Source organism: Ochrobactrum sp. AN78 (genome assembly GCF_029909885.1).
In the GTDB taxonomy this organism is placed as follows: Bacteria; Pseudomonadota; Alphaproteobacteria; order Rhizobiales; family Rhizobiaceae; genus Brucella; species Brucella quorumnocens.
In genome coordinates this window covers 310,974-327,712 of record NZ_JASAMU010000005.1, presented here as the reverse complement: position 1 = coordinate 327,712, position 16,739 = coordinate 310,974, and the positions used below count along the sequence as shown (strand labels likewise).

Below are 16,739 nucleotides of genomic sequence, written 5' to 3'. Positions count from 1 at the left end.
GAGAATATATTAATTATATTATGATATATTTTTTTAGGCCGCATGGAAAGATTTACAGTATTCTAAGCACTTTGTTGTTCTTGGCTATATTTTCTACATTCACTATCTTTGCAGATTTATACAGCATAAAGACATGGGTTATAATGTCTTTATCTTTTTTTGGTACTGAGATTGCCCTGTTAACAATACGGTTTTTGTTGAGAAGCAAGATATAGATTCGTTATTAGATTTTCTCTAAAGCAGAATACACTATATCAATATGATGTTTAGTTTGAAATATTTTTTCGATGAAAATTAGAAAAGGCAGTCAAAGTTTTCTTTTCCGTACTGAATCTATTGCTGCGCAGCGTAGTGCGTGGCTGGGCAGCCCACGGCTGATCCAACCCATTTCAGTTCAGCTTGCGACTGTGATAGGAATCGTTGTCATATCGCTCATTTTGGCTGTTTTAATACTCGGAGAATATACCCGCCGTGTTAGGGTATATGGAGCGGTCGTGCCAAGTGCGGGCGTGCTGCATGTCTTTACGCCGCAAACCGGACGTTTGGTGCAAGTTCATGCGACTGAGGCCGGCGTTGTAAAGACTGGCGACCCATTATTTCTCATTGTTACTGATGCAACCACGGGCCTAGGTGAGACCGAGAGTGTCGTCAAGGAGCAGCTTCAAAGCCGTATAGATGAACTTCGTGAAGCTATGAGGCAGCGCGTTCTACTCGATGAGGTTGAGAAGCGTGCTCTGGGTGAACGTTTGCGTTCCGTTACACGTGAGATTGAGCGTGTTGATGCACAGATAAAACAAAACGAAACATATATCGCCGTGTTAAAACCCCGCGCTGTCAAATACCGAGAATTGGCAGATAAAGGCATTACGCTTGAACGCACTTTTGAAGCCACTGAACAAAGCTATATGCAAAACCGGCAGGAGCTCGAAAACCTCCGCAGGCAGCGTGTCCAGCTTGAAGGTGTAACCGCAGACGTTCACTTTAAGCTGGATGGGTTTGATGCTTCAGCTGCAATCGTTCTTGGCGAAATGCGCCAGCGAATTGCCACGCTCAAAGAACAACTGGCTCAGTCAGAAGCGCGCCGGGCCATCGTGATTACAGCACCAGCCGACGGCACGATTGCAGCAATTCTTGCGCATTCTGGACAGTTAGTGGCTGCCGGTGCGCCGCTCGTTTCGATTTTGCCTATCGGCGAGGAGATGGAAGTTCATCTGCTTGCCGACAGTAAGGCAATTGGCTTTATCCGGGAAAATGCACGTGTATTGTTGCGCTATACTGCCTTCCCCTTTCAGAAGTTCGGTCAATATGGTGGCAGGGTTACAAAGGTTTCGCGCGTTACCTTGCGGCAGGGAGAAGCCAACGCCGATGCGCTGGCAGCTCAGCTCAGGCCGTCACAGGCGCAATATCGCATTACGGTTCAGCCAGATAGTCCAAACGTTATGGCCTACGGACAGGCTGAACAACTTAGAGCAGGGATGAGCGTTGAAGCTGATCTGCTACTCGATACGCGAATTCTCTACGAATGGATACTTGAACCGCTATACAGTTTGAGTGGTCGTGCTCCTGATCAGGCGGTAAATAATCCATGACGAGCAGACTAAACTTTTCCCTCTCATTCAAACGTCAGTTACCTGTTGTCTTGCAGACAGAAGTCGCAGAATGCGGGTTGGCATGTCTGGCCATGGTGGCAGGCTTCTACGGCCATGAGACGGATCTGAGCAGGTTAAGACGCCGGTTTGCCGTTTCGGCCAAAGGTCTGTCGCTTCTCGATATATCCCGTATCGCAAGTGGTCTGTTCTTGGCCACACGTCCGGTGCGGATTGAACTGGATGATCTTTCGAAGCTTCAGACACCCTGTATTTTGCATTGGGAACTGCGTCATTATGTGGTGCTTGAACAGGTTACCGGAAAAGGCGCCTATGTTCATGATCCGGCAAGAGGTCGCCGTTTCATTCCAATGAAGGAATTGTCCGAGTGCTTTACCGGAATCGCCCTCGAACTTTGGCCATTGAAAGGTTTTGAACGAAAGGTCGAGAAGGAACGCATAGGCCTTATCGATCTGTTCCGTCGTGTTACCGGGCTGAAACGCGGACTAATCCAGATATTCGTGCTCTCACTCTGCCTGGAAGCGATAGCACTGCTTACACCTGTTGCATCGCAAATCATTTTCGATGAAGTGATCGTGGCGTCAGATCGCAATCTTCTAACATTGATCGCGATCGGCATGGCCGTCCTCACCTTTCTTCAGCTTGTTTTTGGCCTAGCTCGGACATGGGCCGTGCTTATAATGGGCACCAATCTTAGTGTACAATGGACGACAGCTTTGTTCGACCATCTGTTGCGCTTGCCACTTTCTTATTTTGAAAAGCGTCATGTGGGAGATGTAGTATCCCGCTTTGGATCGCTCGGCAGTATCCAGTCAGCCTTAACGACTGACCTTGTGAGTGCGGTACTCGATGGCATCATGACGATAGGAGCACTCATTATGATGGTGCTCTATGGCGGCTGGCTAGCAGCGATCGCATTCATTACCCTGTTCTTACATTTAGCTATACGTGTCGTCGCTTATCGTCCGTACCGCGAAGCCAGTGAAGCTGCAATTATTCAAAGCGCGAAAGAGGATTCCCACTTCATAGAAACCATTAGAGGTGTTGCCAGTATTAAAACAATGGATCTGCATGATCGCCGCAGAGGAGCATGGCTCACGCATCTCGTTAATGCGATCAATGCTGACCTGCGTATCAAGAAACTCGACATGCTGTTCGGTATTCTTGGCACTTTCCTTGTAGCGGCCGATGGCATCGTTATGCTGATACTCGGATCCTCCGCAGTTATGGACGGAGCTATGACGATTGGCATGCTGATCGCTTTCCTGGCGTACAAGGATCAGTTTGTTGGCCGCGTCGGAGCATTGATTGATCTGGCAATCAATCTGAAAATGTTAACGCTTCATACTGAGCGAATTGCCGATATTGCGCTGACGCCACCAGAGACCACGGCAACTCAAACTTTAACAATCGGACAAAAGCCTTCTGACCATTCTCAACATCTGCGAGCTGAGAATATTCATTACACTTATGGTGAAGGCATGCCGAAGATTCTCACCGGGATCAACCTTGTCATTGAGCCTGGCGAGTGCGTCGCTATCACGGGCGCATCTGGTTGTGGTAAAACCACGTTGCTCAAAATTATGGCTGGCCTGATTGAACCAAGCGAAGGGCGTATTATTCTGGGCGTTTCAGATATCAGGCAAACGGGCCTTGTGAACTACAGAAGGCAGATCGCTACGGTATTACAGGATGATCAGCTGTTTGCAGGTACCATAGCGGAAAATATTTCCTGTTTTGATCCTGACGCCGATCAGGCATGGATCGAGGAATGCGCCCAAATAGTTGCGATGCGTGATGAAATCATGTCCATGCCCATGCGCTACGATTCACTTATTGGCGATATGGGGAGTTCGCTTTCCGGTGGCCAGAAACAGCGGTTATTCCTGGCACGCGCTCTCTACAGACGACCTTCAATCTTATTCCTTGACGAAGCCACAAGTGCTCTTGATGAAACGAACGAAAACCGAATTAATGCCGCTGTTTCAGCTTTAAGGATCAGCCGTATCCTGGTCGCTCACCGACCATCGACAATCGCACAGGCATCAAGATGCATTGAGTTATGAACGCTTGAAGATGGACCAGAAGGATTTGGGCCGTAGATCAGAAATGATCTTAACGACAGCTGCTTGACCTTGCCAGTCATCACGTTCTGTACGCAAATTATCTATGCATTCTGTGAGCAGTTTAACTTCCCGTTTGAGTGCTAATTTCCATCTCAAGGCGTATAAATTCCAATGCGTTATAGGGGGTGGAAAAGCTACTCCAAGTGCATCATGCCGTTGGTAAAGCTATCTGATTATGCTGGTTCCTGCAAAAGGGTAGTAAAGACCTCGGCTGGCGTCTTAAATCCAAGACACTTGCGCAGCGTTGCATTGAGATTGTGGGCGAGGGCAGTCAACTGAGCCTGGCTGACCTGCGCCAGATCCGTATTGCTAGGTAAATACCGTCGGATGCGCTTGTTGATGTTCTCAATAGTGCCTTTTTGCCAGGGTGAATTTGGATCACAAAACCAGCTTCTTGCCCCCATTCCATCCTCCAAAGCCCTATAACCCATAAACTCGGAACCACGATCAAAGGTAAAACTGCGGCGTGCATGATAAGGCAGCGCTGCAAAGGCCTGAATGATTTTGTTGATGATAGGCTTTGAGTGCCGACTGCTGTTTTTAATGATGACGCAGTAACGACTTTTGCGTTCAACAAGTGTCATGACATTGGCTTCTCCGAGGTCACGATCAAAGATGATCAAATCACCCTCCCAATTGCCGAATTGCAGACGATTGCCAATAAAATCAGGACGTTGATGAATGCGAAACGCTTCTGGAATGCGGGAGCTGCGCGATCTTCTGGTGCCGCGTGGGCAGCGCTTTGTGCGCATCTCGGCCAGATGCTCATACAGCTTTAACCCATATTCTTCCTTTGAGTAAATGAAGCGATAGATCGTTTCTGCGCATAGACGTATCGCGCTCAGACCATGGCTAATCAGTCGGCCGCAGATCTGTTCTGGTGACCAGTGTGCTTCCAATTGTTCAATGACAAACTTGCGCAGCTCTGGGTAACGTCTGAGCTTGCGCAACCGCGTTCTGCGGTCTTTGCTGATGGTGTCGGCTGAGGTGCTTTTGCTGGATGAGCCGACCAGTGCACTTGATCTTAAGTATCAGGTATTTGTGATGCAATCCGCCGCGCGGCTGGCGCGTCTGAGAGGCGCGATTGTGGTGGCGGTTCTGCATGATGTTCCGCCCGCTTTACGCTATGCAGATGTGATTGCCGTTCTGAAAGAAGGTACACTTCATGCCTATGGAATGCCGCAAGTCGTTGTAACTCCTGCGATGCTGGCAAATGTTTACGGCACTGACGCTCGCATTGAGTCCTGTAGTCAGTGGCAAAATGCAGATCATTGTCGATGGTATTTCATAGTGCATTTCCATAGCACCCCTGCAATTTTGCGTCGGTGTTATCACGTCAAACCGGATTTGCCGTCCGTCAAGCTTGGTAACCACATCCCCTCATTTAGTATAAGGATGGGCGATGATCTGCGATGGGAAACGGTGCTTCTTCTAGTTGATGGCCATTGTCTTAACTCCAATGCGGATGTCTTCAACAAGGTAAATGCTGTCAAGACAACGAAGCTCATTCGGCTTGACGACTGGCATTGTTAATGGCCAAAAGAAACTGACCTGAGGAAAAGGCCGGCGGGGTAGCGTCAGACCAGTGTTGCTGCTGCTGGGTGTCGACAGCAACGATCCTATGGATACTCTTCTTAGAGCTAAAATTTGACCCGAAAATCGGCTTTGACGCTGTTGCTTGCGGTTACCTCATGAATTGCCCAGTCTCGGAGGCAGCAAAACAGGCGAATTAATTTGTCGATCACAGATGGGCTTTTGGCCCATCTGTGATCGACGCGGACCGGTTTAGAAACGTACGTTCAAGTTAGCCTTCATTCCATGATCTTGAAGGCCCGAAGCTGTAACCGATTGATATGCCAAACCGAACTTGGCGTTGTCCGTTAGACTAAGGTCAAACCCAGTCTCAATGACGAGGCTGTCACGTGCGATTGGCACGCCGGCGATCGTGAATGCATCTCCAGCTGAAAACGCTTGCGTGGTCATTGGTGTCGTATCACCGAAAGCGTGACGCCAACCGAGCATACCGTTGAATGTGGTATCGAGGGCGCCAAGCGACACATTATGTTCCGCACGAACACCGATCGTCGTGAAGGTGACTTCTTGGGAGCCGCTAGTGCCTGTGAGCGATGCTGCCCCGCCGTGTTCGGTAAATCCGCCGGAACGAAGGTTCACATAGGCGAGGTTTGCGAAAGGCTCGAAGCGCATTTCGGTTTCGAAGTTCAAGCTGTAGGCCAGTTCACTGAATGCCTGGAACGTCCGTGCATTGTAATCTGCGGTCAGGCTGTCAGAGAAACCGGGAATGGCAACGGCACGACCAGCCTCAATGTTGTGCCAAGTGTAAGCCGCCCCGGTGCGTAGCGCCAGGCTGTTCCATTTTTGACCACCATAGAGACCAAGATGATAGCTGTCGCTCGCCGCTGAAGCCGCTCGGTCGCTGACTTTGTAGCTTGAGTGGCTGTAGCCCGCCAGCAAACCAACACGCCAATCAGCTACGGTGGAATCTGCTCCGACGAGCATGCCACCGATGCTGCGATCCAGGGTGGCAGCATTACCGTTGCCATCATTCGACGCCCATGAACCAAAGCCGTGGCTCCAGAACACCGGGCCAGCGTGATTGGCCACGACAGAATGGGCTGTTCCATCAGGCCCATAAGCCAGAACAGGAGCACCGGATGCACCTGTATCGCCAAAGGCTGCACGGATACGGTCGTTGGCAGCCTCACGGATAAATCGGCTGTCCTCAATCATAGCGGTTTTGACTGATGCATGGACTTCACCGGAATGTGCGTCGAAGCTTGCCCGGATGAGTGTTGCATCGTCTGGAAGCGTGACAACAGTCTCATAGACTGGATTACCAGCATCAGGACCAATACTGTCAATCGCCTCCGCGGTGGCTTCCTGGTTTCCAGTCTCGGCGACAGAGGACAGATCCCTGTCGTTTCGCTGAAGGACCAGATCGACCCCGCTGTCGGCATAGTCATAAATCAGCTCTGGCGACAGAAACGCAAAGACCGAGGTCACACCATCGAAAGCGCCAGACAGTGTGCCGTCGGCTGAAAGAATGGTGTAGGTCGCACGCGGCTTATACTGGCCGGTTGCGCCGATATGAGAAACGGTTCCGCCATTGAGTGTGACGTTACCGGTGACGGTGACCAGATCGCTTTCAGTGCCCTCGGGGTTAACCTCGACGTCAAAGCGTGAGCCGGCATCAAATACAAGGTCGCCATCGATGGTGAGCGTGCCGATAGAGTTCCCTGGCGCGAGAACTCCATCTGATGCTACAGTTACCAGCGAACCGGTGCCCGATCCGACCGTGCCCGAACCCCCAAGCATCGAGCCGCCCAACACGTCGAGCGAACCGCCGAGCGAACCGATGCCATTTGCATCGCCCACAAACAATGTTCCGTGGCGCAGCGACGTGTGCCCTGCAAAGGTTGAGCTGCTTCCGGTCAGAAGCACTGTCCCGGCGCCGTCGAGCACGAACTGGCCGTTGCCCGAAACTTCGTGTTCGAAAGTGCCATCGGCATCGTTGGTCAGCGTGAAACCGGTCGCCTCGCCGCTGAGTACGACATTGCCCGGAATCGTTCCGATCGACCCAAAGACAGTGCCTGCTTCAATCCGGGTATTGGCGTACGCGTTATCGCCAGACAGCCGGAGATCGCCCTCGCCTTGCTTGATGAGATCGCCTTCGCCACTGATCTGGTTGTTTGCGTGCAAAGTGTTGCCGGCCTCAACAACATCGAACACACCGCCGCCAGTTCCGATGGTGATGGCGCGGGCAGTCGATAGGCCTTCGGAGCCAGTCACACGCAGCGTTCCGCCGTCAAAGAACAGTTCCTGGCCTGGAGCACCGAGGCTCTCGTCCTGCGACACGGACAAAACTCCGCCGAGCATCCTGGTGCCGCCGGTGTAGTTCTTCACACCTGTCAGAACCAAAGTACCGGCATGCACCGCGACCCCACCGCTATGCGTCGTCGTGCCCGCCAGCGTCTGGTGGCCGCCATTCATAACGATGCTGAGCGCACCTTCGCCACCGTCCTGGATAACACCGGAATATCGACCCGGACCAACATCCAACGTGTTGATCGTCAGAGTACTGGCGCTCGTACCGCCGTTCTCAATTCGGCCGCCATAAACGCCATCTCCGGGCGCATCGGGATGAAAGTTAAAATCAATATCAGAAAACCGGCCAATCGTCGTGCTGAAGCCGTTCAGCTTCAGTGTGCCACCATGGCCATTACTGGTGTTTTTCCAGTCATCGGAAAACAGGATGTCTGAGCTAGGTCCTAGCGCATTGTCGGCGAGTACGTTCAACACACCAGACTGATCAAGGATCTGCTCACCACCATTCACTGCGTTTGCTGTTCTCGCATTAAGCACACCATTCTCATTGATCCGCTGCAATCCGCCTGTGATCGCGTTCTCCGCTGTTGCTTCAAGGACGGCATCTTCATAGAAAATCTGCTCTCCGCCTACGATCGCGTTGCTGACCGACGCCTTCAGTGTGCCGCCAATTTCCGATCCGAATATCTGTGTTCCACCGCTGATGGCACTTTCCGCTGAGGCGTTTAGAACACTTTGCCGTTCAAAATTCTGAAGTCCGCCACTCACCGCCCGTGGGGCCATTGCATTCAGCGTGCCAGCTACCGTGAAACGCTGGTAACCTCCGCTGATCGCATTCTCTAACGAGGCATTCAGGCTGCTCTGTTCAAGGAAGTACTGATCACCTCCGCTTAGTGCGCGAGCGGCTGATGCGTTGAAAGTACTGCGTGCGTGGAAATCCTGATTGCCACCGATAACAGCATCCGAAGCATAGGCATTGAGCGCACTATCGTCGTGAAACATCTGAAAGCCGCTACTCACCGCGTTCGGAGCAGTAGCGTTGAGGATGCTTGAATGGGCAAACTGTTGCGTACCTCCGCTAACTGCGAGCGACGCGGATGCGTTCAAGGTGCTTGTCCCGGCAAAAGTCTGAGTACCACCGACGATCGCTGCCTCAGCTGTGGCGTTCAAAATGCTTGAGTCGGTAAATCGTTGGAAGCCTCTACTGATCGCGCCTTCCGCCGAGGCGTTCAGCGAGGAATTCTCTCTAAGATCTTGCGTGCCGCCGTTGATAGCGTTCCCTGCAGTAGCGTTCAGAACACTATTGTCGCGAAGCGTGGCAGTGCCGCCAGAAATAGCACTAGCTGCCGATGCATTCAGAACGCTTCTGTTCAAGAGCGCAACGGTCCCCGTACTGAGAGCGTCCGCGGCCATTGCGTTGAACGTGCTGGTGTTACGCCAGAGATTGGCGCCAGACAAACGCCCAGTCTGCGCCGCGGTCACGTTGAGCACGCTGTTCCCGCTAAAGCCAACAGTGGCTCCGCTGAGTGCGTCAACCGCTGACACATTCATTGTGGCATTGTCAAAGAAACTGAGTACTCGGGACTTCTTACCTGAAGATATTACATCGGTAGCAGATGCATTCAGGACGCTATCGCCGCGAAATTGCAGTGTCCCGTCACTGATGGCGTTTGCGACGGATGCGTTGAGAACGCTGTTATCGTTGAACGTGAGAACGCCCCCGCTGACGGCCTCGGCTGTCAAAGCATTTAAGGTGCTATTCTCTAGAAACCTGTGTTCGCCTTCATTAAAGGGACCGCTAGTGGTTTCGGTTCCCTGAAATGTTTGGCTGAATGCCGGATGCGCGCAGAGCGAGATGAGAGTAGTAGCGCTTAGTGCAAAGCGGCGCGAGTATTGAGCTTTTGAGTCAGTCACAAGAAATTCCTTATTCGGTACTTCCTGCTAGGGCAATAGTACCGCCTTTTAAATCACCCAGTGGGATATCCAGAACACAAAATAAAAACCGCACGGCAATACAAGAATCGTAGCGGTCACATACCGTTACACCGGCGTTGGTGCATAGACGTGACAGGGCTGCCCTACTGATCCGGTGGGTCATGATGCGTGCCCTGGGATTTCCGCAATCGCGATAGTACGATAATACTGACGCTACGACTATGACGTCGAACAGCTTCGTACGTCTCGTCGCTGTCATAGGCTCCATCGCTGGTGAAACTGGCGATTGGCATGACAATCTGACCGAGCAATGCTGCAAGCTGGCTGGAGTCACTTGTGTTCTGATCGTTCAGGATCTCGGCTATGACTTCCTTCTTAGCATCCATAGCAAGATGCAGTTATGCCAAAGTCTGTGGGATTTGCAGCCAGACTTGTCCTCACACCACTGGCCCGCGCCATAGATCTTCAGTCCCGTGCTGTCGATGAAAACATGGAACGGCTGTGTCGTAAATTTTTTAGCAGGATAGATGTGCGTTTATTTCTGGACAAATTTATGCTGCGAGTTCCGCAACGACCTGAAATGGCGATTGATTGTCGTTGACGAATTGGTTCTTGCGGATCATATGAGCCACCTCGATCCCTGCAATAGTTGCTGAGGCGGAATGGAATGCTTTGAAGCCCATCGTCGGCCGGGTGATCCGCTTAATGAATCTTTGGTCTTGTTCAAGGATATTGTTGAGATATTTGATCTGGCGGATTTCAATGATCTTGCCGGTACCGGTGAATTTCAGGACCGTGTTCACTGAATGAAGCCCGGCCAGACTGGTTCCGCTCTTGTCAATGACAACCTTCTCCGGAACGCCATTAGTTACGATCGCCTTCTTGAAAAACCGGCCGGCCGCAGCCATATCCCGTCGCTCTGACAGCACGAAATCAAGTGTTTGGCCATTGCGTTCAACTGCTCGATACAGATAGGTCCATTTGCCCAGAACCTTGAGATAGGTCTCGTCGACACGCCAGGAACGGGATGTGGAGCGCTTGCACATCTGAGCCTGAGCGGCGATCTGCGGTGCGTAGCGAACAACCCATCGGTTCAGCGTTGCATGATCAACCGAGATGCCTCGTTCATCGAGGACCACTTGCAGTTCGCGATAGAAACGGGGTAGCGAACGTGAAAGAACGCCGCATGCAGAATGACGTTTTCTTGCGAAGATGCGCACCTTTGAAATCGACCGCCTTCCGCTTCTGCCTCACTCAATTCCTACATGGGGTCATGAGATAACTCATCAGATGTGAACAATTTGCGAGACAGCCTGTGATCTCTCTTCGTCAAAAGGTCGGTGCTTACAAGTATAGTATTGATCGAAAGCCGCTCTGATCTCTATCGTTGCGAAACTGCAGTTTCGAGATTTCAGACCGATCTTCCATCCTCGGGAGCTAGAGCGATGCGCATTGTGCCTCTGGTCCTATACTTTCGCAGCTTGTTGGTGATGCGCCCGGCGCTGCCTTGCGGTTTTAATCTCCTAACCAAAAACGCCTTGCCACCTCAAGATTCCGGCTTGACTGAAAACGCTCCGTGAGAAAAGCGAGTCCCGAAACAAGAGCTCTTCCCGCCCATGTCATCTTCCCCGCACTTCCACTGACGGCTTCACGTCTTCAGAACCGGCTTCATTTCATGCGATTTTTTACGTTCGACAAACCCTATTGACTTCTGCTAAAATATACTTAGAGGAGCTAAGTAACAAGACAATGGGTGACATAGTTTCAAGGGCCTTCACGAATGTGAGCATTGGCGTCGACGGGAAGATATTCGTCGATTGTGAATTCCGTTTCTGTATCTTCACCTATACAGGAGGAGTTCCACCGCTGTTCAATGGATCCTTTCTTGATCACTGCGAGTGGCGGTTCGAAGGAGCTGCGTTGAATACAGTCAGATTATTGCGAAACCTCCACAAAAATGGAGGTGAAGATATTATTCAACACTTGCTGGTATTAGGGAACATTTAGAAATTCCCTGCTAGCCTCGAGCGTCTTTTTTAGTAACTAGCGTTGGAAGTGTTCTCTACCAAGATTTAGATATAGCGGCATGTAATTCTGCATTCATTTGAATCATAAGGGGAAGATTCTATGGCAGTCTGTGGCTCATATTTGTGCAAATATTCGGCAATATTGCTGCTTGCGATTCTCAATAGCGTGGTAGCTGGCCCTGGGTTAACACAGACTTCAACAGAAAACGTCGAAAGGCGCTCACCAGGCGTACCTTTACAGCTTGAGCGGTCGTCGCTCATCAGTCTCGTCCGGTACACACTAGTCGCGCTGGATCAAGCCAACAGGACCGGAAACTACAGCGTTTTACGAGAGTTAGGTGCACCTGGGTTTATGCAGAGCAATAATCCAGCCCATTTGGCCGAGATTTTTGCCAACCAGCGCAAAGACTTATTGGACATGTCCGCCGTCACCATTTTGGAACCTCAGTTTACGTTTGGCCCTCAGATTGAGCAGAATGGGATGCTGCACGTAGCCGGTTTTTTCCCCGCTGGTACCATGCGACTGAGTTTCGAGTTCCTGTTCCAGCCAGTTGAACGTCAGTTTCGCGTGTTCACCTTAGCCGTGGCGTTGCATGAACCGGCAAAGGAAACGGCATCGACTGAAAAGAACGAGAACTCTGGAAAATCAAAGACAAGTGCCAAAACGGAATCGGTTAATCAAAAGCCAGTTAATGCGCCTGAGCGGGTTCAAAAAGAAAGTGCTGCCAAAGTGGCGGTACCGAGTCAAAAGCCTTCGCCCAAATCCGACGGTTTATACTGACTGCTTAAATTTGCTCTTTTCCCGTTTTCCCGAGCGTCGCACATTTTCAGCTAGATCAAGAAATTTGCGTACCAAATTCGCATGAACTACAACTTTCGATGTAGTTGCTAAACCACTTGCTGGTTATTACTTTGAAAACCTTGCGTACCTGTCGTTAAAGATTACACATTCGATGCAATTGGCGTGACATACAATCATTCACTCTCTGATCATGAGGTGCCAACTTATGCAGTCCATATGCAATCAACAGCAACATCTCCATTCCAGAGCATTTCTACTAAATTGCACATCGGCTTTATCACGCGGTATATTGGGGATCGGATGCGGAGTTACCGCATGGTTCTTCTTCGCTTCACCAAGTGACGCTGGAACGTGCATCCAGCTTGATGCACTTGGTGTTAACTCGGTCATGGGTAATGGTGGGACAGTCGCCGCGACTTGCGGAGCTTTCTCGATAGCTGTAGGAGCAGGAAGTGGCGCGCAAGCCACTAATTTCGGGGTCGCAATTGGCGATGCTGCCATATCAACCGGCTTGAATTCGGTTGCAATTGCCAGGCAAGCTGAAGCGACGGCTGCGCAAACATCGGCTTTCGGACGCAACGCTGTGGCAAACCAAACAAATGCCACCGCAGTCGGTGAAACGTCGCGCGCGACCGGTGCCAACTCCACCGCGTTGGGCCAGAATGCGAGAGCAACGAATACTTCTACTCTTGCGCTAGGTCATTCGAGCAGCGCGTCCGGTGTAAATGCGACCGCTTTGGGCGACAGTTCTGTTGCCTCGGGTGCGAATGCTATTGCGCTGGGTAACGCCGCTGCAGCCTCGGGTGTTTCATCTTTTGCGGCCCTGCAAAATGCACGTGCGTACGGCCAAGGAAGCATAGCTTTGGGGGCTGATAGTTTCGCCGGTGTAAATGGGCAAGCCGGCCTCATTCACGACATCGCAATCGGTAGCGGGGCGTGGGCTGAAGGTGGACAATCAATCGCCATGGGGTACCAGTCTCACGCTATGTCTCAGGATTCCGTCGCATTAGGTCATGGAGCGTTGGCAAATGAGCCAAATTCCGTCGCACTTGGGGCATCTTCCAACACCGATGTGGGGAACGTGGTCGGCACGCCCTCTGCAATAATCAATGGCGCAACATATAATTTCGCGGGCGCTGCGCCCGTCGGCACTGTTAGTATCGGTTGGACGAATACTGAGCGTACAATAACCAATTTGAGCGCGGGTCGACTATCAGCGAGTTCTACAGATGCTGTAAATGGCTCTCAGCTTTTTGCTTCAAACCAAGCAATAAACGCTATCGGTGCGATTGCGAGCAGTTCGGTGGGTTACGATGACGCCTCTAAATCCAGCATCACACTAGGCGGTGTCGGTGCAACATCGCCAGTTAGCCTGAAGAATGTTGGCGCTGGCGACGTAAATGCTACGTCGGGTGATGCTGTAAATGGCTCACAGCTCTTTGCAACAAATGAAAGCATAACCGACTTATCAGACGGCGTTAGTAACGGGACAATCGGCATAATTCAGCAAACGGGTATTGGCAACCGCGTTGCTCTTGTCGCTGCGGGCGGGACCGGGGCAACGCCCGGCCAAGAACAAACGCTTTCAAATTTGGCAGCGGGTGCTATCAATGCGACTTCGACAGAAGCCGTGAACGGTTCGCAACTTTTTGCCACAAACGCGGCTGTGGCAAGTCTTGCAGACAATTTAGGAAACGGAACGATCGGCGCTGTCCAACAAACGGGCGTGTCCAATCAGCTTGCGGTGGTCGCTCCAGGAGGGTCCGGTACTAATCCCGGTCAATCGCAAACTCTGACAAATCTTGCAGCCGGCGCCCTGAATTCCACTTCGACTGATGCAGTAAATGGATCTCAACTTAATGCCACCAATCAAGTGGTAGCAACGCTGGGCACCAACACCGCGAGTTACCTCGGCGGAGGCGCTGTGTACGATCCTGTGACCGGGAGTTTTTCTGCACCCAACTACACGATCCAGGGAGGCAATTACGATAACGTCGGCGCGGCGTTCACCGCTGTTGACCAAAGTCTGTCAAACATAGCTAACGGTGGCGGTATAAAATTCTTCCATTCGAATTCTACACTGGCCGACAGCATTGCGTCCGGCACGGACAGTGTTGCGATCGGACCGGCTGCCGTATCTTCGGGAACAGCTTCTATCGCCATGGGCAGCGGAGCGAATGCAGCAAGCGACAATTCGATTGCAATAGGCCAAAATTCCAGCGCAAGTGGTGGTCAGGCCGTTGCAATCGGTAGTGGCCAAACCGCCATAGGAAATGGGGCCGTTGCAATCGGGGATCCAAATATCGCGAATGGAACCGGCGCGGTTGCTCTGGGCGCAGACAATATTTCAGCCGGCGACACCGGGGGAACGATTGCAGCCGATGGTGCCGTAGCTATCGGTAACGGTAACCAAGCAATAGGACGAGGTTCCGTGGCATTGGGAAATGCTTCAATCGCAAGCGTTGCTGGGTCAGTCGCATTAGGTGACGGCGCTCAGGCCTCTACACTCAATGGCCTTGCACTGGGTTCCGGAGCGAGCGTTAACACAGCCAATTCCGTGGCGCTCGGTGCGGGTTCTGCTACCTCTTCCGCAACGGCAGTTTCATCGATGACGATCCGAGGCACGAATTATCAAGTTGCTGGAGGTGCTCCGGCAGGCGTGGTCTCGGTCGGAGCAGCCGGCCAAGAACGTCAGTTACAGAACGTTGCGGCCGGACAAATCACCGCATCTTCAACAGATGCTGTAAACGGCAGCCAGCTATTTGCCACGCACCAAGCATTGGAAACCTTGACGTCGGGCGGCGCAGGCCTTGTTCAGTATTCTAATGCAGCCACACCTGATATCCCCAACGGAGGGATCGCATCAAACAGCTTAACCTTGGTCGCGGTTGGCGGCCCAGCGACGCTGAGCAACATTGCGGCCGGTGCTGTCAATGCTACTTCGACGCAAGCGGTGAATGGAGCCCAAGCCTACCAGTCTGCGCAGTCAGTTGCACGTGCAATCGGGGGCGGTTCCTCGGTCACCAGCACCGGTGAAATCACGAGTCCATCTTATACGGTAAATGACAGAGGCTACAGCGACGTTGGTAGCGCGATCGGCGCCATCGACAGTCAATTGGGCGGAATCGGTGATCGAATGGCGAGCGTTGAATCTTCTATTGAGGACAACCGAAAAGATTCCAACGGAGGTACAGCCGCAGCAATGGCAGTAGCAAATTTAGTTCAGGCAACCACTCCTGGCAAAAGCTTGCTTACGATAGGATTTGGGCATTGGCGGGATCAGAGCGCATTTGCACTAGGAGCGTCCCATCGCTTTGATAACAGCTGGACTGTCCGTAGCGCAGCCAGTATCGCACAACGGGGAGGCTCTGGCTTTGCTTTGTCCGCGGGGTACGAATTTTAGTAAGTTGCGATCTGCAAAGCAACTAACGACCGGGAAACGGCTCTATGAAAGTTATCCTGAACGGTGACCGGAGGAGGACTAAGAGGCTGCTTAAGCGGGCCATACGTCTCGACAAAGGATCGATAAAAGAATGGAGGAAGCTATTAAGATTAAGGGGGAAAATGTTTCCTCTTATCTATAATCTCTTCCAGTGAGCTACGGTTCAGCTCCACCTTTTTTGACGAATGCAATTCAGTCTCAACCGATTTGGGGCGGACTCGGACATTTCCGAAAACGGAAGCACCGTTGGCTAACAGCACGCGCCGGTCGTTGTCGCGAAGGACGGAAAGGAAAAAGACCTGTTCATCACGGTGATGCAACACAGGAACTCACGAGGGCTCGTATCACTTCCGAACCAGTATCGCCTGGAGGCATTCGGTAGCGTTATTTTGCCCTTAGCAAAGACTGTATTTGTTTGATGGCGTAATTAACGTTGTACGGCTTCGGAAGAAACTGAGCCCCAGGTGGCAGACAGTCAGGCTCCACCAAATCTCTACCCGATGTCACGATAATTTTCGTTGAAGACCACTGTCGGTGGACATGAGCCGCGAGTATCAAGCCGTTCATTGTTCCAGGCATGTCTATATCGGTAAAGACTAGCTGTATTTCAGGCTGAGTTTCTAAGATCGAGATGGCTTCGTCGGCTGATGCCGTCCCGACAACGGCAAAACCGGCGAATTCAAGTTCGTCAATTATTTCGATGCGAATTATGGCCTCATCTTCGACTACAAGGATTTTGACGCTCTGTAAGTGCAATAGCTTTCTTTCTGACCGTTGCTTGACGGTTTCCTGCGGCGACAGTTCATTACCCCCGCAACCGTTGGATACGTCGACCATCTCGCGGCACTGGCGTGGAATAGAAAGTCTCGCGTTTCGAGAAGAAAGAACTCATTATGCCGGTCGTCCGAAGCGGTGCCAAAGAGCACCAATTACGCGTTTGCTTGGCGTCCCTTATGT

General features: G+C 51.7%; 8 protein-coding genes and 2 pseudogenes. 5 read left to right on the top strand and 5 right to left on the bottom strand.

The window, feature by feature from the left end; genetic code table 11:
• Positions 1-494 precede the first annotated feature (494 nt).
• Both QBD00_RS12435 and QBD00_RS12430 read left to right on the top strand, forming a co-directional pair.
• On the top strand, positions 495-1,589 hold the full coding sequence (locus tag QBD00_RS12435) for an HlyD family secretion protein (RefSeq protein ID WP_318579644.1): 1,095 nt from the start codon (positions 495-497) through the stop codon (positions 1,587-1,589).
• Positions 1,586-3,673 carry a peptidase domain-containing ABC transporter gene (locus QBD00_RS12430; protein ID WP_318579643.1) on the top strand — a complete coding sequence of 696 codons (2,088 nt, stop codon included), beginning with the start codon at positions 1,586-1,588 and terminating at the stop codon, positions 3,671-3,673. Before QBD00_RS12435 ends, QBD00_RS12430 begins: the two co-directional genes overlap by 4 nt.
• Positions 3,674-3,906: 233 nt before the next feature.
• On the opposite strand, the pseudogene QBD00_RS12425 reads toward QBD00_RS12430, so the two are convergent.
• Positions 3,907-4,725, bottom strand: a pseudogene (locus tag QBD00_RS12425) (IS30 family transposase); the annotation flags it as partial.
• Between QBD00_RS12425 and QBD00_RS12420 the strand changes: the two are divergent.
• Positions 4,706-5,266, top strand: coding sequence for an ABC transporter ATP-binding protein (locus QBD00_RS12420; protein ID WP_318579642.1), 561 nt, complete (start codon positions 4,706-4,708; stop codon positions 5,264-5,266). The pseudogene QBD00_RS12425 and the gene QBD00_RS12420 overlap by 20 nt on opposite strands.
• Positions 5,267-5,518: 252 nt before the next feature.
• Here the strand turns inward: QBD00_RS12420 and QBD00_RS12415 are convergent, their stop codons facing one another.
• The 3 genes and pseudogenes from QBD00_RS12415 to QBD00_RS12405 form a co-directional block, all read right to left on the bottom strand.
• Positions 5,519-9,490 (bottom strand): autotransporter domain-containing protein, encoded by a 3,972-nt coding sequence (locus tag QBD00_RS12415; protein WP_318579641.1) that lies wholly within the window; start codon positions 9,488-9,490, stop codon positions 5,519-5,521.
• Between the two features lie 164 nt (positions 9,491-9,654).
• Positions 9,655-9,897 (bottom strand): hypothetical protein, encoded by a 243-nt coding sequence (locus tag QBD00_RS12410; RefSeq protein WP_318579640.1) that lies wholly within the window; start codon positions 9,895-9,897, stop codon positions 9,655-9,657.
• 165 nt (positions 9,898-10,062) lie between these two features.
• Positions 10,063-10,765: pseudogene (locus QBD00_RS12405) on the bottom strand (IS6 family transposase).
• Positions 10,766-11,638: 873 nt separating this feature from the next.
• Between QBD00_RS12405 and QBD00_RS12400 the strand changes: the two are divergent.
• On the top strand, positions 11,639-12,319 hold the full coding sequence (locus QBD00_RS12400; RefSeq protein WP_318579639.1) for a hypothetical protein: 681 nt from the start codon (positions 11,639-11,641) through the stop codon (positions 12,317-12,319).
• Positions 12,320-12,629: 310 nt separating this feature from the next.
• Positions 12,630-15,743 (top strand): beta strand repeat-containing protein, encoded by a 3,114-nt coding sequence (locus tag QBD00_RS12395; protein WP_318579638.1) that lies wholly within the window; start codon positions 12,630-12,632, stop codon positions 15,741-15,743.
• 423 nt (positions 15,744-16,166) lie between these two features.
• On the opposite strand, the gene QBD00_RS12390 is transcribed toward QBD00_RS12395, so the two are convergent.
• Positions 16,167-16,619, bottom strand: coding sequence for a response regulator (locus QBD00_RS12390; RefSeq protein ID WP_318579637.1), 453 nt, complete (start codon positions 16,617-16,619; stop codon positions 16,167-16,169).
• Positions 16,620-16,739 lie beyond the last annotated feature (120 nt).

Bases quoted from the DNA above. Each gene is read 5' to 3' on its own strand.
- QBD00_RS12430 (WP_318579643.1), top strand. From the start codon at position 1,586: ATGACGAGCAGACTAAACTTTTCCCTCTCATTCAAACGTCAGTTACCT.
- QBD00_RS12420 (WP_318579642.1), top strand. From the start codon at position 4,706: ATGGTGTCGGCTGAGGTGCTTTTGCTGGATGAGCCGACCAGTGCACTT.
- QBD00_RS12410 (WP_318579640.1), bottom strand. From the start codon at position 9,897: ATGGATGCTAAGAAGGAAGTCATAGCCGAGATCCTGAACGATCAGAAC.
- QBD00_RS12400 (WP_318579639.1), top strand. From the start codon at position 11,639: ATGGCAGTCTGTGGCTCATATTTGTGCAAATATTCGGCAATATTGCTG.
- QBD00_RS12390 (WP_318579637.1), bottom strand. From the start codon at position 16,619: ATGGTCGACGTATCCAACGGTTGCGGGGGTAATGAACTGTCGCCGCAG.